Origin of the sequence: Gordonibacter pamelaeae (assembly GCF_003340385.1) — a bacterium.
Taxonomy (GTDB): domain Bacteria; phylum Actinomycetota; class Coriobacteriia; order Coriobacteriales; family Eggerthellaceae; genus Gordonibacter; species Gordonibacter pamelaeae.
The window spans coordinates 1-24,654 of record NZ_PPTS01000008.1 but is presented as its reverse complement, the minus strand read 5'-3'; the positions used below and the strand labels follow the sequence as shown (position 1 = coordinate 24,654).

At 64.9% G+C, this 24,654-nt stretch carries 22 protein-coding genes and 1 tRNA gene; 10 read left to right on the top strand and 13 right to left on the bottom strand.

The genetic code is table 11. The features are described 5' to 3' along the window. Positions 1–4: 4 nt before the first annotated feature. The 5 genes from dnaK to C1877_RS12405 all read right to left on the bottom strand — a co-directional run bounded on the left by dnaK (position 5) and on the right by C1877_RS12405 (position 4,974). A complete protein-coding gene (gene dnaK, locus C1877_RS12425; RefSeq protein WP_015539355.1) occupies positions 5–1,915 on the bottom strand; it encodes a molecular chaperone DnaK in 1,911 nt (636 codons plus the stop codon). Between the two features lie 603 nt (positions 1,916–2,518). Continuing rightward, entirely contained in the window at positions 2,519–2,707 is a 189-nt protein-coding gene (locus tag C1877_RS12420; protein WP_041239190.1) for an ATP-binding protein, read from the bottom strand. 336 nt (positions 2,708–3,043) lie between these two features. Then, a complete protein-coding gene (gene hypE / locus C1877_RS12415) occupies positions 3,044–4,066 on the bottom strand; it encodes a hydrogenase expression/formation protein HypE (protein ID WP_015539354.1) in 1,023 nt (340 codons plus the stop codon). A gap of 221 nt (positions 4,067–4,287) precedes the next feature. Further along, positions 4,288–4,710, bottom strand: a complete 423-nt coding sequence (nikR, locus tag C1877_RS12410) for a nickel-responsive transcriptional regulator NikR (protein ID WP_015539353.1) — start codon at positions 4,708–4,710, stop codon at positions 4,288–4,290. A gap of 9 nt (positions 4,711–4,719) precedes the next feature. Next, positions 4,720–4,974 carry a hypothetical protein gene (locus tag C1877_RS12405; RefSeq protein WP_015539352.1) on the bottom strand — a complete coding sequence of 85 codons (255 nt, stop codon included), beginning with the start codon at positions 4,972–4,974 and terminating at the stop codon, positions 4,720–4,722. A 138-nt stretch (positions 4,975–5,112) separates the two neighbouring features. On the opposite strand from C1877_RS12405, the gene C1877_RS12400 reads away from it, so the two are divergent. Then, complete coding sequence (locus C1877_RS12400; protein ID WP_015539351.1) at positions 5,113–5,571, top strand: hypothetical protein; 459 nt, start codon at positions 5,113–5,115, stop codon at positions 5,569–5,571. Here C1877_RS12400 and C1877_RS12395 read toward each other — a convergent pair whose 3' ends face one another. Further along, a complete protein-coding gene (locus tag C1877_RS12395; protein WP_041239188.1) occupies positions 5,572–6,984 on the bottom strand; it encodes a phosphohexomutase domain-containing protein in 1,413 nt (470 codons plus the stop codon). An 858-nt stretch (positions 6,985–7,842) separates the two neighbouring features. Here C1877_RS12395 and galE point away from each other — a divergent pair. Further along, positions 7,843–8,985: a UDP-glucose 4-epimerase GalE gene (galE, locus tag C1877_RS12390; RefSeq protein ID WP_114569378.1), complete on the top strand. Its 1,143-nt coding sequence runs from the start codon at positions 7,843–7,845 to the stop codon at positions 8,983–8,985. An 89-nt stretch (positions 8,986–9,074) separates the two neighbouring features. Here the strand turns inward: galE and C1877_RS12385 are convergent, their stop codons facing one another. Further along, positions 9,075–10,931, bottom strand: a complete 1,857-nt coding sequence (locus C1877_RS12385; protein WP_114569318.1) for a sensor domain-containing diguanylate cyclase — start codon at positions 10,929–10,931, stop codon at positions 9,075–9,077. Positions 10,932–11,126: 195 nt separating this feature from the next. Further along, positions 11,127–12,413: an LCP family protein gene (locus C1877_RS12380; protein WP_227154797.1), complete on the bottom strand. Its 1,287-nt coding sequence runs from the start codon at positions 12,411–12,413 to the stop codon at positions 11,127–11,129. A gap of 379 nt (positions 12,414–12,792) precedes the next feature. Between C1877_RS12380 and C1877_RS12375 the strand changes: the two genes are divergently transcribed. Next, positions 12,793–13,107, top strand: a complete 315-nt coding sequence (locus tag C1877_RS12375) for a helix-turn-helix domain-containing protein (protein ID WP_244909858.1) — start codon at positions 12,793–12,795, stop codon at positions 13,105–13,107. A 14-nt stretch (positions 13,108–13,121) separates the two neighbouring features. On the opposite strand, the gene C1877_RS12370 is transcribed toward C1877_RS12375, so the two are convergent. The 5 genes from C1877_RS12370 to C1877_RS12350 form a co-directional block, all read right to left on the bottom strand. Continuing rightward, on the bottom strand, positions 13,122–13,610 hold the full coding sequence (locus tag C1877_RS12370) for a VanZ family protein (RefSeq protein WP_015539347.1): 489 nt from the start codon (positions 13,608–13,610) through the stop codon (positions 13,122–13,124). 38 nt (positions 13,611–13,648) lie between these two features. Then, a complete protein-coding gene (locus tag C1877_RS12365) occupies positions 13,649–14,314 on the bottom strand; it encodes an HAD family hydrolase (RefSeq protein ID WP_015539346.1) in 666 nt (221 codons plus the stop codon). Between the two features lie 283 nt (positions 14,315–14,597). Next, positions 14,598–14,671 (bottom strand) — tRNA-Gly (locus C1877_RS12360). 55 nt (positions 14,672–14,726) lie between these two features. After that, entirely contained in the window at positions 14,727–16,121 is a 1,395-nt protein-coding gene (locus tag C1877_RS12355; protein WP_244909857.1) for a tyrosine-type recombinase/integrase, read from the bottom strand. Positions 16,122–16,136: 15 nt separating this feature from the next. Further along, entirely contained in the window at positions 16,137–16,415 is a 279-nt protein-coding gene (locus tag C1877_RS12350; protein WP_015539344.1) for a helix-turn-helix domain-containing protein, read from the bottom strand. 393 nt (positions 16,416–16,808) lie between these two features. Between C1877_RS12350 and C1877_RS12345 the strand changes: the two genes are divergently transcribed. From C1877_RS12345 to C1877_RS12315, 7 genes are all read left to right on the top strand, one after another. Further along, a complete protein-coding gene (locus C1877_RS12345; RefSeq protein WP_015539343.1) occupies positions 16,809–17,426 on the top strand; it encodes an MptD family putative ECF transporter S component in 618 nt (205 codons plus the stop codon). Further along, positions 17,423–18,169: an energy-coupling factor transporter transmembrane component T gene (locus C1877_RS12340; protein WP_244909856.1), complete on the top strand. Its 747-nt coding sequence runs from the start codon at positions 17,423–17,425 to the stop codon at positions 18,167–18,169. The genes C1877_RS12345 and C1877_RS12340 overlap by 4 nt, the downstream gene beginning before the upstream one ends. Beyond that, complete coding sequence (locus tag C1877_RS12335; protein WP_015539341.1) at positions 18,166–19,668, top strand: ABC transporter ATP-binding protein; 1,503 nt, start codon at positions 18,166–18,168, stop codon at positions 19,666–19,668. The genes C1877_RS12340 and C1877_RS12335 overlap by 4 nt, the downstream gene beginning before the upstream one ends. After that, positions 19,661–20,713 carry a helix-turn-helix domain-containing protein gene (locus C1877_RS12330; RefSeq protein ID WP_015539340.1) on the top strand — a complete coding sequence of 351 codons (1,053 nt, stop codon included), beginning with the start codon at positions 19,661–19,663 and terminating at the stop codon, positions 20,711–20,713. Before C1877_RS12335 ends, C1877_RS12330 begins: the two co-directional genes overlap by 8 nt. A gap of 97 nt (positions 20,714–20,810) precedes the next feature. Next, positions 20,811–22,652, top strand: coding sequence for an ABC transporter ATP-binding protein (locus tag C1877_RS12325; RefSeq protein WP_244909855.1), 1,842 nt, complete (start codon positions 20,811–20,813; stop codon positions 22,650–22,652). After that, entirely contained in the window at positions 22,649–24,409 is a 1,761-nt protein-coding gene (locus C1877_RS12320) for an ABC transporter ATP-binding protein (protein ID WP_015539338.1), read from the top strand. Before C1877_RS12325 ends, C1877_RS12320 begins: the two co-directional genes overlap by 4 nt. A gap of 64 nt (positions 24,410–24,473) precedes the next feature. Next, the coding region (locus C1877_RS12315; protein WP_473234653.1) for a helix-turn-helix domain-containing protein at positions 24,474–24,654 on the top strand (181 nt) is incomplete at its 3' end.

The following is a 24,654-nucleotide window of genomic DNA, read 5'->3' as shown; positions in this document are numbered from 1 at the left end:
GCGGTTACTTCCCTTCCTTGCCGTCGTTCTCGTCGACGACCTCGTAGTCGGCCTCGATGGTGTCGTCAGCCGGCGTGGACTCGGCCGCAGCGGCCTGCGCACCGGCGTCCGCTCCCTGCGTGGAGTACACGACCTCGGCCAGCTTGTAGCCCGCCTGCTGCATCTTCTCGGTCGCGGCCTTGATGGCGTCGAGGTCGGAGCCCTCGAGCGCGCTCTTGGCCTCGCTGATGGCCTCTTCGGCAGCGGACTTCACGTCGGCCGGGGCCTTGTCGCCCACCTCGGCGAGCGTCTGCTCGGTGGCGTTCACCAGCGCGTCGCAATTGTTGCGGACCTCGACCTCTTCCTTGCGCTTCTTGTCCTCCTCGGCATGCAGCTCGGCGTCCTTCACCATGCGCTCGACCTCGTCGTCGTTCAGGGCGGTGGAGCCGGAGATGGTGATCTGCTGCTGCTTGCCGGTGCCCAGGTCCTTCGCCGACACGTTCACGATGCCGTTGGCGTCGATGTCGAACGTGACCTCGATCTGCGGCACGCCGCGGCGCGCGGCCGGAATGCCCGAGAGCTGGAACTTGCCGAGCGTCTTGTTGTCGTGGGCCATCTGGCGCTCGCCCTGCAGCACGTGCACCTCGACGGACGTCTGGTTGTCGGCGGCCGTGGAGTAGATCTCCGTCTTGCGGGTGGGGATGGTGGTGTTGCGGTCGATCATCTTCGTCATGACGCCGCCCATGGTCTCCACGCCGAGCGACAGCGGGGTCACGTCGAGCAGCAGGATACCCTCCACATCGCCGGCCAGCACGCCGCCCTGGACGGCCGCGCCCATGGCCACGACCTCGTCCGGGTTCACGGACATGTTCGGCTCCTTGCCGGTGAGCTTCTTCACGATGTCCTGCACGGCGGGCATGCGGGTGGAGCCGCCCACGAGGATGACCTCGTCGATGTCGCCGGCCTTGAGGCCCGCGTCCTTGAGCGCCTGCTCGACGGGCTTCTTCACGCGGTCGAGCAGATCCTTCGTGATGCGCTCGAACTCGGCGCGCGTCAGCGTGTAGTCCAGGTGCTTCGGGCCGGAGGCGTCGGCCGTGATGAACGGCAGGTTGATGTTGGCCTGCGTGGTGGAGGACAGCTCCATCTTGGCCTTCTCGGCGGCTTCCTTCAAGCGCTGCAGGGCCATCTTGTCCTGGCGCAGGTCGATGCCGTTCTCGGCCTTGAACTTGTCGGCCATCCAGTCGATGATGCGCTGATCCCAGTCGTCGCCGCCCAGGTGGTTGTCGCCGGCGGTGGCCGCAACCTCGAAGACGCCGTCGCCCAGCTCCAGGATGGACACGTCGAACGTGCCGCCGCCCAGGTCGAACACGAGGATCTTCTCGTCCTTGTTCGTCTTGTCCAAGCCGTAGGCCAGCGCCGCCGCCGTGGGCTCGTTGATGATGCGGAGCACTTCGAGGCCGGCGATCTTGCCGGCGTCCTTCGTGGCCTGGCGCTGCGCGTCGTTGAAGTACGCGGGCACCGTGATGACGGCCTGCGTCACCGGGCCGCCGAGCTGCTTCTCGGCATCGTTCTTCAGCTTCTGCAGGACCATGGCGGAGATCTCCTCCGGCGTGTAGTCCTTGCCGTCGATGTCGACGACAGCGCGGCCGTCCTTGCCCTTCTGCAGCTTGTAGCTCACGGTCTTGCGCTCTTCGGGGGTCTCGTCATAGGAGCGGCCGATGAAGCGCTTCACGGAGGACACGGTGTTCTCCGGGTTGGTGACCGCCTGGTTCTTCGCGGCCTTGCCGACCACGCGCTCGCCGTCCTTGCGGAAGCCCTCGACGGACGGCGTGGTACGGTCGCCTTCCGCGTTCACGAGGATTTCGGGCTCCGAACCCTCCATAACCGCCATGGCGGAGTTCGTGGTGCCCAGGTCGATGCCGAGAATCTTAGCCATTATCGTTCCTCTCTGTTGGAGTTGTTACCTTGTTGGGTCGTGCCGGGTCGTGCTCTGAGGTTCGTTTTCTATGCAAAGAGGTGCGCCGCCGCGCACCCATTCGCCGTCCGAACATCGGGCGGCGGCGGGTACTCTTTGCCGCTCAATCTTCTTTCGACGTTTTGCACTATATAATCTAAGTCTTTAGTTGTCAAGTTATGTCATGGGTTGCTGTTGATGTTTTGTAACAATGCACACTATACTCATACCGAAGGAGCTGAGACGGCGGGGACAAGAGCGTTACGGCCCCTGCATGCGTTCGTTTCCCGCGCGATGCCCCAGCAGGATCGATGTGTGCGGGCAATGGAGAGACGGAGGCGGTGGCGCAAGGAAAGGGCAGGCGTCGGCCAATGTTTCACGTGAAACATCTGTGCGTAATTATGCGGGCGCCTGGGTGCGTCTTTTATTGAGCAGCATACGCAGCAGACGGAATCTTCGCTTCGTTTTTTCAGGCACGCACCAAGCACCTCTGCAGGTATATCCCGAAAAAGCAAAAGCCCCCGCATCTGCTTCCACAGATGCGGGGGCTGGGTGATCCGATACAGGGGATCGCTTTGCGGGGCGTTAGTCCTCGATGACCTCCGGGATGGCGCCCATGGGGCATTCCTCGACGCAGTCGCCGCACGCAATGCAGGCATCCTCGTTCACAACGTCAGCCTTGCCGCCAACAACCTCGAGCACTTCCTGCGGGCAGGCGTCGACGCAGATGCCACAGCCAATGCACTCATCGGCATCGATAACCGGGTGAGACATATCATTCTCCTTCTCGTCCAAAATACCCGCGAGCACACGGGCAACTTCCCCAAAAACTTACTGCCCGCAAGATACCATGGTTCTATGCAAATGCAAGAAAAATCGGCGATTTTTCAGGGTGCGGTACGAATTCTCTCATGGATGCTTGGCGTGCGCGCGAGCAGCGTGAAGGCTGCGCGTTTGCGTGTGTGCGGGCAACGACGAGGGGGCGCGCGAAAGAGGCGGAACTTTTCGCCTCGGAAGCGGCGCACGCACGCCAACGGGCTCTCCGCACGGAAGCGCCCTTCCGCATACCGCAGAACGGCCTCTGCAGAACCTCGATCCGCCCGCCCGACGTCAGCAGATGCGCGGCAGCTGCTCGCCCACGAGCATGTCGAGGATGCGCGTGCCGCCGAACGCCGTGCGTAGGAACACCTTGGGGCCGCGCTCGGGCTGCGCCGAGGCCACTTCGCCGATGATCGCGGCATCCGCGCCATAGCGGTTCGCGCGCATGGCGGCCAGCGCGGCATCGGCCTCGTCGGGCGCCACCACGCACACCATCTTGCCTTCGTTCGCCACCTGCAAGGGGTCGTACCCCAGCATCTCGCACGCACCCAGCACGGCCGGCTTCACTGGCACGGCATCCTCCTCAACGGTGATGTCGGTGCCCGACTGCGATGCCAGCTCGTTCAGCGTGGAGGCCAGGCCGCCGCGCGTGGGGTCGCGGAAGCAGCGCGTATGCGGCGCCGCCGCCAGCACCTCGGCGATGAGATGGTTGAGCGGGGCGGCGTCGCTTTCGAGGCCGGACGAGAAGCTCAAGGACTCGCGGCAGCTCATGATGGTAATGCCGTGGTCGCCCAGCGTGCCGGTGACCAGCACCTTATCGCCGGGCCGACACTGCGCGCCGCCCAGCTCCACGCCCGGCGCCAGCGTTCCCACGCCGCTCGTGTTGATGAACACGCCGTCGCCATGGCCACGGTTGACCACCTTCGTGTCGCCCGTCACCAGCGCCACGCCCGCCTCGCGAGCGCACTCCGCCATGGAGGCGCAGATGCGCTTGAGGTCCTCGATGGGGAAGCCCTCCTCCAGCACGAAGCCCACGCTCAGGTAGCGGGGCGTCGCGCCGCTTGTGGCCACATCGTTCACCGTGCCGCACACGGCAAGCCGCCCGATGTCGCCGCCGGGAAAGAAATGGGGCGTCACCACGAAGCTGTCCGTGGAGAACGCCAGCCGTTCGCCCGGCGCCGGCGCGGGCAGCACCGCGGCATCGTCGCCGCGCAGCAGCTCTTCGCCCGCATAAGCAGCGAAGAACACATCGTCGATGATGCGCTTCATCATCGTCCCGCCGCTGCCGTGCCCCAACATGACCGTGGTATCCATAACGCTCCTTGCCTTCGATAGTTGCGAACGAATGTTTCACGTGAAACACCGCACGTCCTGCAAAGTCGGCGAGGGTTCCCGTGGTGCCCGCGATCTCCCCTGTTTCGCGGCCGGACGTGCTTTGCACGAGAGGGCAAGCGAACAAAGGATGAGATCGGGCATCACGCGAAGCCGCAGCGTCGACCCGCTCCGATGGCTGTCAGGCCGTCGGAACGCCCTACCTATATATATTGTCCCGTGGTCGTGACCACGAGGCGCCCGTTCTTCACGCCCTTCGTGCCCAAGATGAGGTTCGCAATATCCTGCACGAGCCCCGTCTCGCCGCGCAGCACGATGACCTCCAGGCAATTGTGCTCGTCGAGGTGCACGTGCATCGAAGACACGATGGACTCGAAGTACTCATGCTGGATGGCGTGCAGCTTCTCCTGCAGGTCGCTGGCATGGTGGTCGAACACGATGGTGAGCGTTCCCATGACCTCGGCGCCCGGCGTGGCGCATTCCTCTTCCACCAGCGCATCGCGCACGAGGTCGCGCACGACCTCGCTGCGGTTCTTGGCCAATCCGCGGCGGGCAACGAGCCTATCGAAGCGCACGAGCAGGTCCTCGGGCATGGCCACCGAGAACCGCATCAGATCGTTGCTCATCGACGTGCCCTAAACCAGGTTGACGGTGACGTTGCTGGCTGCAGCGGCATCGTCCTCGAGGGCGTCTTTCGCCTCGCCGAGCAGCGCGCGCACATCGTCGAGCAAGGCCTGGGCGGCATGCATCTTCTCGGACACGGTGGCGAAGCCGGCGTCGCCCGCAAGATGCCCCAGCGTGTGCGCCCAGCGGCGCTCCAGCTTCACATGGTCGTCAACCTGCTCGATCATCTGCTCGAGCTGTCCGGTGTTCACTCCGTTGGTGCACATAAGGCTGCCTCCTGTGTCGTTCGCGGGGCGCGCGGAAGGGTGCCTCGCCGTTGCCGTCGGTTCTTGCTATCATGATCGTTATACGTGGAACGCCCGGCGACCGCAAGGGACAGTGTGAAAAATTCCGAAAATGGTAACATGTATGAGGTGACGCTCGAAGAGACATGGGATCTGTTCGCGCCCTACCTCGATGGCGCGCGGACGGGCATCGTATGCGTGGCGAGCGCGGCCCGGCTCGGCGACGCAGCGCGGAGTGCGCTCGAGAAATCGGCCGCCGCGCTCGGGTACGGGTGTGCGTGCTGCACGTACGTCGTCCTACGGGCCGATGGTGCTGCCGGGGATGCCGCGCTCGACGGCCAGGCGCTGTTCCTGCTGCTGGAAGGATTGGATCCACTGATCGTTGTGGCGGCGGACGCCGAAGCCGCTCGGGCACTCGGCGCCGCCTATCGCCAGGAAGTTCCCCTCGATGGCGCCTGCCGCCTGTTCGGGCGGGACGCCGTGGCATTCAAGTCGTTCGAGCATATGCTGGACGACGCGCAGAGCAAGCAGGCCGCCTGGGCGCTGCTGAAGAAGCTGCCGCGGTTCGGCGAGCGCTAGCTACGCCCTCACCACGGCCTCCGCCGCGTCGAGCAACGCGCGCACCTCATCCACCGTCTCGGCCTCGGCGTACACGCGCACGAGCGGCTCGGTTCCGGAGGGGCGCATCATGACCCAAGCATCGCCTTCAAGGTAGAACTTCACGCCGTCACGGCGGTCAACGTCCACGACCTTCTTCCCGCACACCTCGTCGGGCGCATAGCCGGGCACGATGTTCGCACGGAAGCCCGCCATCTGCGCTTCCGTGATAGAGAGGCCACGGCGCTCGAACTCCAGCTTGCCCACCTTCTCGAACATGTCGTCCACCAACTGGCCCAGGCTCATGCCGCGCTGCGCCATCGTCTCGGCCAAAAGCAGAGCCATGAGCAGGCCGTCGCGCTCCATGACGTGCGTGGGTATGCCGATGCCGCCGGACTCTTCGCCGCCCAGCATAACATCGCCCTTCTCCATCTCGGCGTAGATCCACTTGAAGCCAACCGGCGTGCTGGTGAGCTCCAAGCCCAGGCGCTTGCACTGGCGCGCGAGCATGGCCGATGCGGTGATGGTGGACACGACGCGCCCGTGCTGGCCCTTGTCCTCGGCCAGGTGCGAAACGAGCAGCGTGATGATACGGTGCGGGTTCACGAAGTTGCCGTGCTCGTCCACCGCGCCGATACGGTCGGCGTCGCCATCGTTGATGAAGCCGGCGTCGTAGCCCAGCTCGGGCACCTTCGCAATGCAGCGGTCGACCCAGGGCGGAATGGGCTCGGGATGCAGGCCGTCGAAGGTCGGGTCCTCGGCGTTGTTGATCTCGCACACCTCCACGCCCAGGTCGCGCAGCAGATCGGCCAGGTAGTGGCGACCGGCGCCGTAAAGCGGGTCCACCACCACGCGCAGGTTCGCGTTGCGGATGGCACCCACGTCGACGCGCCGCTTGAGAGCATCGAGGTAGGCGGTCATGAGGTCGGCCTCCTCGCAGGCACCGCGCTCGGCGGTGGCAGCGTCGGGCAACACGGCCTCCACGCGGTCGGTGAACTCCTTGCCCGCCGCGCCGCCGTCGGCCATGCGCAGCTTCACGCCCAGGTACTCGGCAGGGTTGTGGCTGCTGGTGAGCATGATGCCGCCCACGGCGTCGGCGTCTTGAGCCACCGACCAGCAGAGCGTGGGTGTGGGGCAGTAATCCTGCGTGAGCAGCGTGCGGAAACCGTGCGCCGCCGCAACCTCGGCCGCAAGGCGGGCGTAGGCATGCGCATCCTGGCGGCAGTCGTGCCCGACGATGAGGGTGCCGGGGGCGTCGGCGGGACGCCCGGCAGCCACCGCGTCCTCCTTGAAGACGCGCGCGGCCGCGTCCACGACGCGCACCAGGTTGTCATCCGTGAAATCCTCACCGATGATGGCGCGCCATCCATCGGTGCCGAAGTGTATGTCTGCCACAGGTAGTCCTTTCCACACGGGAAGCCTCGGTTGCGGAAAGGCGCACGCCCGTCCGCATTTCCACACATTATAAGGCTCATCGCCAAGACCCGCCAAAACGATGCAGGATCATCACCGACGCAACAGCGAAAAATTCAGCAACAGTTTCCGCAAGCGAGTCTTTCATCCTTTTTCGGCTGATGAATTTTTCGTTGTGCGCTTCCTGCTCTGTTCGCGGGCATTCGCTGGCCGAGCATCGGCCTCATACCCCTCCCTCGTTTTCACCACCTCGTTCTTAACCTCGATTTTTCGTTGTCTCGCTTTCGGCACGATTTGTCGTCGCTTAATTTTCGATACGCGCGAAGAGGGAACACTCGCTAAAAGGATTACGGCAAAATAGAATCCCGTTCTTCGGGCATTGTTTCACGTGAAACATCGGCCGGAAGATGCGCGCCGAACAGCGACGGAGCAGGTCGCACTGAGCCGAAAGACGATTAAAAAATTGAACGCTGGCAGGATGGGGAGACGGGGAAGGCGTGCAAGCCAAGGGAGGGATTCCGCCCGTGAGCACAGAACGGAAAACGCAGATCGAGGCCGCGGGGGGAGCGGCCTCGATCTGGACGAGTGGAGAGAGAAGAGTGGAGGAGTTTTTCTCTTGCTCGCCGATTATACTATCGAACTTATTATACTTTGTCAAGAATATCTTTGTTCTTGTATAAATTAATGAATGCCGCAGAGTCAGCCCCTTGCCTCTCCCTGCCTGCCACTCATGTTGCTTTCGACGAAATCGCCCGGCAGCACGCCATCGCCGGTACAATAGCCGCAAGAGAAAAGCTTGTGCGCGGCACGGCGGCCGCCGGAAACGAAAGCGAGAATGCCATGGCGAACAGAAGCCTTGCTAAGGGACCCTCGGATACCTGCGTGCTGGTCACAGGAGGTGCCGGGTTCATCGGCAGCCACACGTGCGTCGAGCTGTTGAACCGGGGATACCGCGTGGTCGTGCTGGACGACCTGAGCAACTCGAGCGAGGTTGCGCTCGACCGCGTGCGGGCCATCACCGGCGTCGGCGATGATCGACTGGCGTTCTACGAGGCCAGCATCCTCGACCGCGAAGCGCTCGACCGCGTGTTCGCCGAGAACGACATCGATGCCATCATCCACTTCGCCGGCTTCAAGGCCGTGGGCGAGAGCGTTCAGAAGCCGCTCGAGTACTACTGGAACAACGTGGCGGGCACCCTCGTGCTGTGCGAGGCGGCGCGTGCGGCCGGATGCAAGAACCTCGTGTTCTCGTCGAGCGCCACGGTGTACGGCGAGCCCGAGTTCATCCCCATCACCGAGGATTGCCCAAAGCACGAGGCCACGAACCCCTATGGCCAGACGAAAAGCATGCTGGAACAGGTGCTCACCGACCTGTACGTAGGCGACGGCGAATGGAATGTCGTGCTGCTGCGCTATTTCAACCCCATCGGCGCGCACGAGAGCGGGCTCATCGGCGAAGATCCGAAGGGTATCCCGAACAACCTGCTGCCCTACGTGGCGCAGGTGGCCGTGGGCAAGTTGGAGCGCGTGGGCGTGTTCGGCGACGACTACCCCACGCCGGATGGCACGGGCGTGCGCGACTACATCCACGTGGTCGACCTCGCGCGCGGGCACGTGGCGGCCCTCGACTGGATGGGCGGCAAGGTGGGCACGGGCGCGGCCAGCACGCTGGGCACGCTGGCCGGCGAACCGGCCAGCGACGGCACCCGCCGCGGCGTGGGCATCTTCAACCTGGGAACCGGCACGGGCTCGAGCGTGCTTGACGTGGTGCATGCGTTCGAGCGTGCCTGCGGCAAGGAGCTGCCCTACGAGGTGAAGCCGCGGCGTGCAGGCGACATCGCCGAGAACTACGCCGCCTGCGACAAGGCGCGCGAGGAGCTGGGCTGGACGGCCGAGTACGACCTCGACCGCATGTGCGCCGACAGCTGGCGCTGGCAGTCGCAGAACCCTGACGGCTACGCCACGTCTGCAGTCACGGCTTAGCAGGCCGAGCAGCCGCGAATTCGGCGCCCTCCGCGCCACGCGCACCACCCACGGCCCCCCGGTTCGGCAGCGAACCGGGGGGCCGTTCCCTATGCCCCGTCGCGTTCCTGTTTTTCCCGATACATCGCACGATCGGCAGCATCGAACAGCTCCTGATAGGTCTTTCCATCGTGCGGGTAGCGCGCCACTCCTATACTGAGGGAAACCGATACGCCCAAGTCCTTCGTGATGAACTCGGTGCGATCGCGCAGTGCGCGCCGCTTGGCGTCAACCACGTCAGCTTCGTCGGCACCGCGCGCGAACGCCACGAACTCGTCCCCGCCGACGCGCCCGACCGGATCGTCGCAACGGAACACGTCGAACAGCGCACGGGCGATGGCAGCGAGCACCTGGTCGCCCACAAGGCGCCCGTTGCTGTCGTTGATCTGCTTGAAGTCGTCCACGTCTATCATGAACAGCAGGCCGCGATCGTGTGCGGCAAGCGATGCGGCTATCTTCTCTTCGACCGTGACCTTGTTGAGCGCCTTCGTCAAACCATCTATCTGCGACTGCCGCACCAGCTGCTCCTCCAAGGCGCGCTGCTGCGTTATGTCGACCATCTTCCCCACCGCGGCGTAGGGCTCCTGCCCTTCGTACAGGTATCGGCACTTGATGGAGAACCAACGGTACTCGCCGGTCAGCGTGCGCGCGCGGACGATAGCGTGCCGCGCCTCGCCCGACGGTGCAGGGTTCTCGAGAATCTCCCCAACCAGCGAAACGTCCTCTTCGTGGAAATCGATGAGCGGGATACCGCGCTCCAAGTAGTGCTCGCGTCGCAGGCTGTCGAGCGAGAACACGCTGCGCGCGTTCGGTGTCAACTCCAAAACGTCATCGCTATACGAATACTCGAACAGCACGGTGTCCGAGAACTCCGCAAGCACGGCATACCGATCGGCCTCGCGCAGGGCACGACGGCGAAACCTGCCGATAACCAGGGCGACCACAATGCAGGCGATGGTGCTGATAACGACGAGAACCGTTCCCGCCACCACGGTGTCGTGAAGAATGACCTGGGAATGCTCGGCTATCGTGTTCTCCTCGGTGAAGTTCACGATAGTCCAATCGTTCTCGTTGAGGCGCACCGAGGTGAAGAACGTCGTCTTGCCGTTGCGCTTTCCGATGGCCAGGGTGGCAACGTCGCTGTCGTTCTCTACGTTCTCCTGCATCTTGTTTACGATCGCGTCCGCATACCCTTGGCTGCGCAGCACGTCGTACAGGTTGGAGCCATCGTAGAGCTCCGACTTCTCGGAGTCGACGATAATGGTGCCGTCGCCCTTCATGAGCACGGAACCCAGCAGCGTCACCGACGACTTGATCTGGGTGGTATCGATGAGGGTGTGCGCATCCACGATGCTGCGAAGCACGCCCACAACCATGTTGTCCTTCACCACCGGTTCGGCGATGCTGTAGAAGTAGCCGTCCAGCCGGTTGGACTTGCGCACGTCCGACACGACGCTCTCGCCGGCTTTGAGCCTTCTCAAGATCTCGCGATCGCTTTCCTTTCGATTCGAATCGTCAACGCCCTCTTCGAGCGTGGCGATGGAAACGTAGGTCACCCCGAAGGACGATCGCTCGTTCCACGAGTCCAGAAAATCAGTGAACACCTCGCCTTCGGGGTCGATATCGGGCGATTCTGCCAACGTCCGAATGGTGAGCACGGTGTTGCGAATCTCGCCGATGGATGATTCCGACTCGATTTTCTGCGCCGCCGTGAAGTCGTTCATTCCCTCGGCCGACATCTTGTTGAACTCCTCGCCCAACGAAACCGAGTATGCGATGAACACGCCGTAGATGATCGCTCCCACGACGAGGATGGATGCAGCGAGAACGGCGACAGTGCGTGGGGAGCCGAACCAGCGCCAGCGGAGCGGCCGGTTTTCATATTTGGTATCGGTTGGCTCGGCCATCAGGTCAGTTTTCCTTGCTCTCGCGCGGACGCGCATGTCCAAGGGGTGCCCCCGAATTCGATAGTATGCTCCCGGCCAGGGCAAAATACAAGGTTGCCATGCAAGTGCATGCGTTCCGTTACGCGACAGCGCCCGCATCTCTGAAGAGGAAGCGGGCGCCCAAGAAGACTTTTTCGCACGATACCGGCGTACACGCTAGGCAGCGTATCCCGTGTCGGAGTAGTCATCATAGGACCCTTCGCTGTAATAGCCCGATCCGCTCGTGTAGCCTCCGGGTCCCACACCGCTGACGCCCACGATAGTGCTCGGGTCGCCGCCCTCCTCGATCGTCTTCATCATCTGCTTCGTGGCGGTGGGATCGTTCAGCACGAACGACTGGCCGTTTACCAGCTGATCCATGAACACGGTGGGAGCCATGGCCGAATACACCGTCAGGTCGCCCTTGCCCTTGAACTGCTCGGCCAGGGCCACGATGTCGGTGACGGACAGGTCCGTGGTCACGCACTTCGCCGCACCCTGGATAACGCCGGGAAGCTCGGTGACGGGCATGTCGAGCACTTTGTTCACCAGCGCCATGATGAGCTTGCGCTGGTTGGCCGTGCGCGTGAAGTCACCATCGACGAAGGCGCGGCTGCGCGCGAACACGAGTGCCTGCTCGCCGTCGAGGTGCTGCAAGCCCTCCTCGATGATGATGCGCTTGCCGTTCGGGTTGTCCGTGGTGTTGTCGGCGTCGGTGTCGTCGATGCGCTCCGTCACCTCCACGTCCACGCCTCCCACCGCGTCGACCAATTGCACCATGTTCTCGAAGTTCACCTCGGCATAGTGCGAGATATCCACCCCGAGCAGCTGGCTGGCCTCGCGAATAGTGGACGACACGCCGCCGTAGTTGTAGGCGGCGTTGAACTTCGAAATGCCCACATTGTCGATGTCGATCATGGTGTCGCGCGGAATGGACACGATGCTGGCCTGGTTTCTTGTAGGATCGACGTACACGACGATGTTCGTGTCGGAGCGTGCGCCGGCTTCGTCGCTTCCGGCGCGCTCGTCGGATCCCACGAGCATCATGTAGAACGGTTCGTCGAAGCTCTTCTTCGGGGCGAGCACGTCTTGGATGGCCTGCATCTCCTCGGAGGTCATATCCCCGATCAGTTCGCTGTTGATGGAGTTCACGTACAGGGCGAACGCGGTGCCGCAGCCCACGACGGCCACGAGGACGGCGGCCAGAACGCCGATGGCCACCTTCTTGCCGCGGCTCATGCGGCGGTTTGCGTTGCGGGAGTACTGGGGGTTGTTGCGTGAGTACTGGCTTGCAGCCGATTGGCGGGAATAGGCGGTATTGGCGCTGCGACCTTGGCTGCCGGGCGTGTAGGCCGAGCGGTAGGCGGAAGGACTGGCCTGCTGCGGGCCCCGGTCGCGGGAGAACTGCTCGGCGGTCCCACGGGAGGCGATACGGCCCGACTGGGCCGCCTTTGCCGAACGCACGGCACGTGCCGACTGCGGTGCACGCGAGGAACGGGCAGCCGGTCGGTTGGTGCGAGAGTTTCGTGACGCCATGTACTTCTCCTCAACAGCCTTGGCTCAACCGCTTGCAAGCGGAACGCAGAGCCGGCGGGCATGCGCGGCACCGCGTTTCCTCCGGCACCGGCCTCGAGGGTGTTTCAACCCTATCGTTCGAGGTCGTATGCACAACCGCACAATATACTTTTACATTCTATCATCGATGGGCGAAGCGCCATAAAAATGGCATGCTATAGGGACAAACGGTCCATAGCGACCCATGCCCTGTCCCTTTTCCAATAATTACCCGAATCGTATTCCGGCGGTTACGGTATCAGGCGCAAGAGCGGCTAGGCTTTTCCACATGGCGAACAACGTCGGACAGACCGCGAGCGCATCTCATGCAGCGCTGGACAGCAGAAACGAGGCTTCCGTCATCCTCGGGCGCAACGTCACGCGTCTCCGCAAGCAGGCGAAGATCACGAAGCAGAAGTTCGCCCTGATGGTTGACGTGGGGCGACCCTTCCTAAACCGCATCGAGAACGGCACGGCCGACTCGCGCCTCTCCGTCATCCTCCGTCTGGCCGAAGCGCTGGAGACCACGCCGCAAGAGTTGCTCACCGATCCGGGCGAAGCACCGGTGCAGAATGCACCGAAGCGCCATGCGCGCCTCATCTGACCATTCCCCGACTTTCATTCCCCCTCCGTAAGCGACCCCTCCCCCGGCTGCTCTTTGCCTTCGCGCCCTTTCCGCCTAAGCTGGAGATAAGCCAACCCCGACCCGAGAGCAGCGCCGGCGGTGTCCACGAGCCAGTCCATCGGATCGCACATGCGCCCCGGCACGAACAGCTGGTGGAACTCGTCGGACGCACCGTACAGGCTGGCGCAGGCCACTGCCACGAGACAGGCGCGGCGCAAGGGCATATGGCAGCGCAGGGCATTCGCCAGCAACGCGCCGAGAACCGTGTACTCGCAGAAGTGGGCGATCGACGATACCACGTCCACCTCGGGCCCGAGCAGCTGCGCCTGCAGCGCTTTCAGGTCTTGGAAGATGCGCGAGAACAGCCCGAGGCCGTCGTTCAAGCCAGTGTCGGTGTTCGACGACATGAAGAAGATAAAGCCGGCGCAAAGCGCCACGAGAGCCCAGCTCACCACGACGAAGGTGGTCGATTTTCTAGCCATAACGGCAGTCCTTCCCGGCAGTTTGTTGCAGTTGGCGGCTACCCGAGCAAGTCGAGCAGCGCACGCGGGTCGTCGATCACCAAATCGGCCGCCGCCGCACGCAGCCGCTCGGCTTCGTGATAACCCCAGGTGACGCCTACGGCGTAGGTGCCGGCATTGCGGGCTACGGCCACGTCGCCCGTCGAATCGCCCACGTAGACGGTACGCTCGGGAACCGACCCCAGCTCCTCGATGGTGCGCAGAAGCCCGGTGGGGTCGGGCTTGCGCGGGATGTCGGCGCTCTCGCCGTGCGCCACCGCGAACAGGCCGGGCAGGTAAACGCCGACGACCTCCTGGACGCCTGCGTCGAACTTGTTCGACAGCACGCCGAGCCGTGCCCCTCGGCGTTCGAGCTCGGCAACCGTCTCGGGAATGCCCTCGTAGGCCTTGGTCAGGCGATACCCGTACTGCGGGTAGAGTTCCTTCCAACGGCGCATGGCAGCCTCGACAGCCTCCTCGTCGGCATCCTGGGGAACAGCCTGGTACATGAGCGCCTTCACGCCGTTGCCAACGTAGCTTAAGACCTCGGCGGACGTGCGCTCGGGGAAGCCGCACTCGCGCAGCACGGCGTTCGTGAGCACCACAAGGTCGGGTAGCGTGTCGAGCAGCGTGCCGTCGAGGTCGAACACGAAGGTGTCGAACCTGGGCGTCGTTGCGTCTGTCATGAGCGCATCCTTTCGCCTTTAAACGAAAAATCCAAGCCGAAGCTTGGATCGTGGTTTAGATGGAGCGGGTGACGGGACTCGAACCCGCGAATACAAGCTTGGGAAGCTTTTGCCCTGCAAGCCGTCCTGCGGTTCGAAAATACCTTCTGACCTGCCCCTTTCTTGAATGACAGATATTACAACTACCAGATACTGGAAAGTATACTGGAAAATACTGGAAGAATTAACCCCCTTTGAAATGCAAAACGGGCACCATCGAGAAGCGATGATGCCCGGTCAGGTCTGGAGCGGGCGACGGGAATCGAACCCGCGTTGTAAGCTTGGGAAGCTCAAGTTCTACCATTGAACCACGCCCGCAATCAAGCGAATGACAGTATAGCGTATCGCGCAGCTTTGTCACCGGAAATCCTCCTTAAGTCCATGCTTTCCCCCGCCGTCCACGAGTCCCGGGACGAGCCTGCCGACGTAGCGGTTCGCGAGCCCCCTCGTGGTCGCCGGGATGAACCCGACGTACAGGTCGAGCGTGTAGGACGCGTCGGCGTGCCCGAGGAGCACCGAAACCGTCTTTATGTTCTCCCCCCCCCCCCCCCGGGGCGAGGTTGATGGTCGCGAACGTATGGCGCAAGGCGTAGGGCCTCGTGCCGGCGAACCCCGCCTTCCGGACGAACGCGTTCCACCTCTTCTTGAACGAGTTGTAGCTCCAAGGGTTCCCTGTCTCCCCCAGAAGAGGGGTCGAGCTCCTGAGGACGAGCCCCATCTCGTCGAGCGAGCGCCTCTTCTCCTCGATCCACGCTTCCACGACCGACGCCGTGTACCGGTCGAGCGGGACCGTGCGCATCGAGCTGTCGGACTTGGTGTAGTTCTCTATCCTCCCCGCGCGCTGGGCCGCAACGATCCGCACCTGCGCGTCGCCCCCCTCCCCGGCGGGGACGAAGGCCCCAACGCGCAGGGCGAGCATCTCTTCCGGGCGCATGCCCGTGGAGAACAGAACGAGCACGGCCACCTTGGTCATGCCGAGGGGGAGGGACGACGCCTTCTCGAGGAACATCCCCGCCTCGTCCTCCATCAGCGGGTCGATGAGGGGTCTGCCCTTCCTGAAGCTCTTGGAGAGGAAGCGCTTCTTGGCGACGTTGCGCCCGACGTGCTCGCGGTCGACGGCGTCGTTGAGAACCTCGCGCACGAACTTGAGCACCTTGGACTGCATCGCCGGCCCGGCGACGCGCACGGGCGAGAAGGGGGCCCTCCTTTTGAGCCTCCCCTCCTGCCGCAGCCTCTCCCTGTTTTCCTCCTCGCGCCTCCTCTTCTCGAGCGCCCACTCCTCGGACAGGCGGGGCACCGCGAGCACGCAGCGCTCGACGTCCTCGGCGACGAGCTCTTTCAGGGGGATCGACCCTATCGTCGCCTTGGCGTACTTCAGGTAGCGCCTCTCGTTGGCGGTCGACGCGGGGGAGATCACCCCGGCCCGCCGCTCGACGTACCTCTCCGCGTACTCCCCGAAGGGCATCGCCGCCCAGGCGGCGGAGTCGAGCGACCCGCCACCCCGCGCCTCGAGCGCGAGGTCGAGGATTGCGTTCTTCTCCTCCTCGAAGGCGCGGACCTGTCCTTTGAGGTCGACCTTCTTGTTGAGTGCGAACACCACGCGGGTGAGCTTCTTCTTCCCGCCGAAGTGGCGGCGGTGCTCCTCGGGGATGCGGATGGTGAGCTCGTAGGCGGTGGTGCGCGAGTCCTTGCGCTTTCGCCGCGGCGTGCCGCGCCTCGCGGCCGCCTCGTCGAGGTTGTACGGCTTGTCGCAGTGGAGCAGCTGCATGGGGGGTGCCGTTCGTCAGGCGGACTGCAGGCCCTCGCGGCCCTCGCCCTTGTACAGGTAGTTCAGCAGGGCGAGCTTCGGCACGAGCCACTTCTTGCCCACGCGGCAGCCCTTCAGCTCCCCGCGGGCGAGGAGGCGGCGCACCTCCTGGCTGGTGGCGCAGGTGAACTCCGCGACCTGGGCGGAGGTCATCATATAGGGATACCGCTCGAGCGCGAACAGGTAGAGCCCGTCGGGGTCCGCGGCGCGCAGCCGCTCCTCGTCCACCCCGAGGTCGCCGTGCAGTTCGATCATTCCCGTCCCCTTTCTCCGAAGCGCGTACACGCCGATGATGGACCATCCGCGCGAGGGTTCAAGGGTGCGCTGAGGGCCCGGCGCACCCTTGCGGTGCAGGGCGGCCGTGCTACGGCGCCGCCGTCCCAGGTTTCGCCTTCGCACCTCCCCGATCGCGCGTTTCGCATGGAGCGTACGCCCCGTGCCGCTGCGTGGGGAGGTTTGTTCCGGAACAGGGGTCCGCTGTCACCGTTTCAGGTACTTGGAGAGAAGTTGGAGAACGTCAAAGAAGAGTGCCCGCGTGCAAATCTTATGTCCATATGGAACATTGGCGACCATTCGGGCGAGGATTTGCGATGCCGGTACCTAATACTGCCCCTGTTAAGTTACCATAATCTAACTAAAGGAGTGACAATGGGAAACTCAGAGCAGAAGACAACGGAATCGCGCGCCCTGAAGGGCCGCGACCTCATTACGATTGGTATCTTCACCGCGCTGTACTTCGTGGTGAACTTTGTCTGCATGCTCCTCTCCGGACTCCATCCGTACCTCTGGGTGTTCATGCCTGCGCTCGACGCGCTTCTCGCGGGCATCCCGTTCATGCTCGCCTGCGCGAAGGTTCCCAAGTCCGGCACAGTGCTCATCATGGGTATGGTCCCCTCCCTCGTCTACTTCATCACCGGCATGTTCACGCCCCTTATCCTGGGGATGATGGTCGGCGCGTGCGTGGTGGCGGAGGTCATCAGGGCGGCGACGAAGTACCGCAGTTTCGCCGGCAACACGTTCGCGTACGCCGTGTTCGGGTTCGGCATGTGCGGAAGCCCCCTGCCGCTGTGGGCATTCCACGACTCGTTTGTGGCGCAGATCGCCGCCCAGGGCATGGGCACCGACTACCTGGCCGCCCTTGAGACGGCGGCGAACCCCGCGATGCTCGTCGCCATGTTTGTCACGACGTTCGTGGCGGGACTCGTGGGCGCCTACATCGCCCGCGGCATGTTCAAGAAGCACTTCACGAAAGCAGGCCTGGCGTGATAGGCGAAGGAATGACCGCAGCCGGCCCCGTCCCGCAGGGCGGGACCATCCTGGGCGGCAGACCTCGCAGGGGCGCGCTCGCGCTCGATCCGCGCACGCTTATGGGCGTCCTTCTCGCGGCATCCGCCCTCGCCTTCATGGGCAAGGGCGTGACCGCGGAGCTTTGCCTCGTGGTCGCCGTCGGGCTGCTCCAGACGCTTTGCGGCCACGTCAGGATGGCGCTCGGCTTCGTTGCCGCCTACGCCGCGCTCATGGGCGTGCTCTACGTCGTGTTCCCTCATGTCGGCGGGGCGGCGGCGACCATGTTCACCATCAGCTTTACGTTCGCGCGGAAGATCTACCTGTGCCTCATGACGGGCGCGCTCCTGGTCTCGGACTCCTCGGTCCATCGGATCAGCGCCGCGCTCGCGAAGCTCAAGGTCCCGCAGTCGGTGCTCATCCCGCTCACGGTGACGTTCCGCTACTTCCCCACGCTCAAAGAGGAGACCGCGCACATCAGGGACGCCATGTCGCTGCGCTCCATCCCCGCCGGCAGCAGGGCAGAGTGCTTCGTCGTGCCGCTCGTGATGTCCGCCACATCGACCGCCGACGAGCTCTCCCGCGCCGCGACGTGCCGCGGCATCGAGAACCCCGCGCCTTCGACCGACACCGAGCGCCTCTCGATGCGCGCCGCCGACTGGGCGGTGCTCGCGATCTCGGCGCTCGCCGTGGCCGCGGTCGCCTTGTTCGGAGGCTCCGCATGAGGCGCGGGAAGGAACGGGAAACGGTGGTGTCGCTTTCCGGGGTCGGCTGCACGACAGCCTCCGGCAAGCGCATCCTCGACGGCATTGACCTCGACGTCCGGCGCGGGGAGTGCGTCCTGATCATCGGGAGGTCCGGGTCGGGCAAGACTACCGTCACGAAATGCATCAACGGGCTCATCCCCTCCTTCGAGTCGGGGATCGAGCTCGAGGGGCAGGTGCGCGTCTGCGGCCTCGACCCCTCCGCATGCGAGATGTACGAGCTCGCCGAGCACGTGGGCAGCGTGTTCCAGAACCCGAAGAGCCAGTTTTTCTGCCTGACGTCCAACGACGAGCTCGCCTTCGGGCTCGAGACGCGAGGCGTTCCCGTCGACGAGATCGAGCGTCGCATCGAGGAGACGGTGGAGGCGCTCGGGGCGCAGCGCCTGGTCGGCCGCGACGTGAGCACGATGAGCGGCGGCGAGAAGCAGAGCCTCGTGTTCGCGTCCGTCGACGTGGCACAGCCCGACGTGCTCGTCCTCGACGAGCCGACCGCGAACCTCGACGCCTCCTCGGTGCGCGCACTCCACGACGAGATCGCCGCCGTGCTCGCCGCCGGCAAGAGCGTCGTCATCGCGGAGCACCGGCTCTACTTCGCCGCGGACCTTGCCGATCGCGCGGTGCTCATCGAAGGCGGGCGCATCGTGCGGGAGTTCTCGCCGGAGGAGCTCTTCGCTTTAAGCGATAAGGAGCGGGAGATTCTCGGCCTGCGCGCCGTGGACCCCGCCGAGGCGCTCAAGGTTGAGGTTGGGGCGGCGGCAGGCAGGGCTGCCGGACGGAGCGGGCATGCCGCAGGCGATCGGGCCAAGGCGGGTTCGGGCCTCGTCCTCTCCTCGTTCACGGTCGCCCGCAAGGGGATGCCCGTCTTCGCCCCTGTCGACGCCGCGGTCCCGCGCGGGCGCGTGCTCGGGGTCCTCGGGGAGAACGGTGCCGGGAAGTCGACCTTCCTGCGGGGGATAGCGGGGCTCGAGCGGGGGAGCCTGGGCGAGGTCTCCTTCGACGGCACGCCGCTTGCCCGCAAGCAGTGCCGGCGGACCGCCGCCCTCGTGATGCAGGACGTGAACCACCAGCTGTTCAGCGACAGTGTCTGGAACGAGTGCGCGCTGGCGATAGGCGGGCGCGACGACGGGGAGGCCGCCTCGCGCGTCCGGGAGCTTTTGGGCACCCTCGACCTCTCCGGGCTCGAGGACGTGCATCCCATGGCGCTTTCCGGCGGTCAGAAGCAGCGCCTTTCCATCGCGTGCGCGCTGCTCTCCGACCGGCGCCTGCTCCTGCTCGACGAGCCGACGAGCGGCCTGGACTTCGACCGCATGGTGGAGGTCGCCCGCCTCGTCAGGCGCCTCGCCGACGACGGCGCCTGCATCGTCCTCGTCACGCACGATCTGGAGTTCCTCAACCGTTGCTGCGACGACGTGCTCGAGCTCGCATGCGCCCAGGGAGGCAACGGCGGTGCGCATGGCTAGGACGGCGGAGAGCATTTTCGCCGGCGACGGCGGCGCCTTCCCCTTCGCCGAGGGAAGCGCCGCCCCGCCCGACCTGGCCGAAACCCTCTCGTCGATGAGGGGCGAAAAGTCGGGGACGCTCTCTTTCGGCAACGAATCGGGGTTCGGGGAGATGCGTCTGGTGGAGGTCCTTCCGGGCGTGTCGGTCTCGTTCAACGACTTCGGGATGGACGGCTACCTCTCCACGTTCTCGACGGCGAGCGACGTTCTGTGCGTCGACTGGTGCCGTGACGGCAGGATCGAGCAGCCCATGCCGGACGGCTCGTACGCCTACGTCTCCGCGGGAGACCTCAAGGTGGACGACCGAACGCGCCATTCTGGCAGCTTCGCGTTCCCGACGTCGCGCTACCGCGGTATCACGATCTCGTTCGACCTCTCTTGCGCTCCCGCCTCCATCCGGAGGGCGCTGCCAGGGTTCTCCGTCGACCTCCGCGAGCTCAAGCGCCGCTTCTGCCGCGACGGCCGGCCGTTCATCGTCCGCGACTGCGCCCGCATGCGCCACATCGCCGAGGAACTCTACGAGTCGCCCGTCCACGCGCGAAGGGCGTACTGCCAGATCAAGGCGCTCGAGACGCTGCTGCTCCTCGACTCGATCGACCCCGGGCTCGAGGGCGCGGACGTCGCCTACTACCCGCGCTCGCGGGTCGCGCGCGTGAAGAAGGCGCGCGAGCTCATGGTCTCCGACCTCTCCTCCTGCATGACGGTCGAGGAGGCGGCGCGCCGGGCGGGCATGTCGCTCACCTCGTTCAAGGAGTGCTTCAAAGGGGTCTACGGGACCTCGCCGGCCGCCTACGTGCGCGGCGTGAGGATGGGACAGGCGGCGAAGATGCTCGCGGAGACCGACATGCCCGTGGCGGCGGTCGGCGCGCTCGTGGGATACGACAGCCCCTCGAAGTTCTCGGTCGCATTCAAGTCGTCAATGGGAGCCACTCCGAGCAGGTATCGCCACCTCGTCCGAGAGCCCGGTTTTCGTCCGAATGGGACAGCCGCGGCCGAACGGGGCTGAGAGGCGCAGGCCCTCCTCGGATAATAAGCCCAAGCTAACAAATGCGGGCTGACGGCGGATGACGTCGGTCCGCCTTGCTTGGGAAGGACGTGATGCCATGGCGAAAGAGGAAACGCCCCGAAACGGCACGGGAGGGAGGTCGTGGATCGGGACCCTCTTCGGGTACGCTCGGCGGTGCCGGGGGAAGATGGCGCTCTCGTTCATCGCGTCGGTGGCGAGCGTCGGCGTGGGGTTCGTCCCGTTCTACTGCGTCTACCGTCTGATGGCGATGGCAATCGACGGGACGCTTTCCTGGGAGGGGTCGACCTTCTGGCTCGTCCTCGCAGCAGCGGCCTACGTCGCGAGCAAGCTCCTGTTCGGCGCGTCGACCCTGCTCTCCCACGTCTCCGCGTACACGATCCTGGCATCTTTGCGCGAGGACTTCGTGCGCAAGCTCATGAAGGCGTCCCTCGGCACCGTCCAGGGGAAGAGCATCGGCAGCGTGAAAAGCGTCTTCGTCGACCGGATCGAGAACATCGAGCCGCCCTTGGCCCACATGATCCCCGAGCTCGGCGGCTCGCTCGTGCTCGCGGCGGGGCTGGCAGTATGGCTTGTCGCCATCGACTGGAGGGTCGCCTTGGCGTGCCTCGCGAGCGTGCCGGTAGGGCTTTTGGTGTTCGCCTCGAGCCTCAAGGGGTTCAACGCGAAGTACGCTGCCTACATGGCGGAGAGCAGCCACGTGAACAGCGTGATCGTCGAGTACATCGAGGGCATCCAGGTGGTGAAGGCGTTCAACCAGGCGAGCGACTCCTACGAGAAATACGCGGGCGCCGTGCGCGCGTTCAAGGACTTCACCATGCAGTGGTTCCGCTCGACCTGGGTCACCATGAACCTCATGTCGTCCATCATGCCGACGACATTGCTCGGCGTGCTGCCCGCGGGAATCGCCCTTTACCTCGGCGGGAGCTTGGCGCCGGCGGACTTCGCCATGTGCGTCATCCTCGCGCTCGCCATCGTCGACCCCATCATGCGGTTCACCGCGTTCGTGAACGACGTGAAGTCGATGGAGTACGCGGTGGCGGACGCCGCTGAGTTCCTCGGCCTGCCCGAGCTTCCCGAGACCGCGCGCAGCGCTCTCGTCGAAGGATCCGCGGTCGAGCTCGACGGCGTGTGCTTCTCCTACGATGCGGGCGAGGAGGTCATCCACGACGTCTCACTTTCGGTGCCGCAGGGATCTTTCACCGCGCTCGTCGGGCCGTCCGGGTCGGGCAAGTCGACCCTCGCGCGCCTCATCGCGCGGCATTGGGACGCCGACGCGGGGTCGGTCAAGATTGGCGGCGCCGACGTGCGGGACATGCCGCTCGACCAGCTCTCGGGGCTCGTGAGCTTCGTCGCGCAGGACAACTACCTTTTCGACGTGTCCATCAGGGAGAACATCCGCCTCGGCAGGCCGGGGGCGAGCGACGGGGAGGTCGCCTTCGCCGCTGCCGCCGCGTGCTGCGACGAGTTCGTGCAGCGCCTTCCCCGCGGCTACGATACCCCTGTCGGGGAGGCCGGCAGCGCGCTCTCGGGCGGCGAGCGCCAGCGCATCTCGATCGCCCGCGCAATCCTCAAGGACGCGCCCGTCATCGTCCTGGACGAGGCGACCGCCTTCACCGACCCCGAGAGCGAGGACAAGATCCAGCGATCCATTGCGCGCCTTTCGGAGGGAAAGACCCTCGTCGTCATCGCCCACCGGCTCTCGACCGTCACGGGCGCCGACCAGATAGCGGTCGTCGACGACGGGAGGATCGCGGCGACGGGCACGCACGAGAGCCTGCTCGCAAGCTGCCCCTTGTACACGAGGATGTGGGCTGCCCACGTCGGCGCGCACGACTGGGCGGCAGGGTCTAAGCCGGCAGGACCGGAGACGGCGGAAGCGAGGCATGCGGTGTCGAAGACGGAAGGAGGCAGGCGATGATCAGGAACCTTGTCCGCATCGTTCGCTGGGCCGGGCCGTATCGAGCGCGGCTGTTCTGGGGGTGCGTGTGCTCGTTCTTCATGACATGGGCGGTCGCGGCTCCCGTCGTGCTCGCCGCGTGGCTCCTCGCGCAGGTCGCCGACGACGCGCGCGGTGTCTCGCAGCTCGACCCTTCGTGGGTCTGGCTCTCGCTTCTGGCGATGGTCGGCTGCGTCCTCGCGCGGTTCGCGTTCTCGTACGGCAAGAACCGCCTGCAGGAGTCCATCGGCTACGAGGTCGCCGCCCAGGAGCGGATCGACCTCGGCAACGTGCTCAAGCGCGTCCCGCTCGGGTACTTCGCCCAGAACAAGACCGGCGACATCCTGGCGACGGCGACGACGGAGCTCGGCGTGCTCGAGCTGCAGGGGATGAAGATGGTCGACGCGGTGATCAACGGCTACGTGAACCTCGCCGCTATCGTCTGGTTCCTCTTCGTCCTGTCTCCACCGGCGGCGCTCGCCGCCGTGGCGGGCACCGCCGTGTCCTGCCTTGCGCTCGCGTCCGTCAACCGCGCCTCGCAAAGGCTCACGCCCGCTGCGCACAAGGCGACCGAGGACCTCACGAGCGACATTGTGGAATACGTCCGCGGGCTGGGGACGGCGAAATCCTACGGGCACGGCGGCGCGGCGGAGCGGCCCATCCGCGCGACAATCCAGCGGCTGAAGGACGCCCGCATAGCCATCGAGCTCGCCTTCACCCCGCGCAACGTCGTGCACCTCGTCGCTTTCAAGCTCGCGAGCGTCGGGGTGGTGGCGTGCGCCGCGTGGCCCTTCGCGCGCGGGGCCATGCCGCTGTGGGTCTTCCTGGCGCTGTGCGCCTTCTCGTTCACCGTCTTCTCGGGCGTCGAGCGCGTCAACGACTCGGCGCACATGCTCGGGGACCTGGGAGACATCCTCGATCGGCTCGAGGAGCTGGAGGGGGCGGAGTTCATCGACGAGGGCGGACGCGACATCCCGCTCGACGGCCACGACATCGAGTTCGAGAACCTCGGGTTCTCGTATGCGCGGGACGGCAGCGGGCAGACGCTTCACGACGTGAGCTTCTCCATCCCCGAGGGCACGACGTGCGCTATCGTCGGCCCTTCCGGGTCGGGCAAGACGACGATCGCCAACCTCATGATGCGCTTCTGGGACGCCGATTCGGGGGAAGTCCGCGTCGGCGGCAGGAACGTGAAGGACTTCACGTGCGACAGCCTGCTCTCGAACTTCTCCGCGGTGTTCCAGAGCGTCTACCTGTTCAACGACACTGTGGAGAACAACATACGCTTCGGCAGGCCCAACGCAACCTTCGCCGAGGTCATCGACGCCGCGAAGCGCGCACAGGCAGACGAGTTCGTCGAAGGGCTTCCGGAGGGGTACCGGACACTCGTCGGCGAAGGCGGCAGCGCGCTTTCAGGCGGACAGAAACAGCGCATATCCATCGCACGAGCGCTCCTCAAGGACGCGCCCATCGTCATCCTCGACGAGGCGACCGCGAGTGTCGACCCTGAGAACGAGGCGCTCATCCAATCCGCCATCTCCGAACTCACGCGGGGAAAGACCGTCGTGGTGATCGCCCATCGCCTCGCGACCATCGAGAACGCCGATCAGATTCTCGTGGTCGAAGGCGGGACCGTGGTGCAGCGCGGCACACACGAGCAGCTTCTTGCCGAGGAGGGAACGTACCGGAAGTTCGTCGAAATTAGAAGCGAGGCGGAAGGGTGGCGTTTCGGATTCTGACGGACGGAGAAGCGATGCTCCGCTGCGACCTCTGTGGCGGAAGGAAGGGAGGAAGTCGATGCCGATGAACCGGTCGAGGAAGCGCTCCACGGAATCATCGGAGGACTACCTGGAGGCGATCCTGCGCATCCGCTCCGAGCGCGGCTCCTGCCGCAACGTGGACATAGCGTGCCTGCTGGGCTACTCCAAGGCGAGCGTCACCAAGGCGCTGGCGGGCCTGTCCGCCGCCGGGCTCGCCGAGGTGG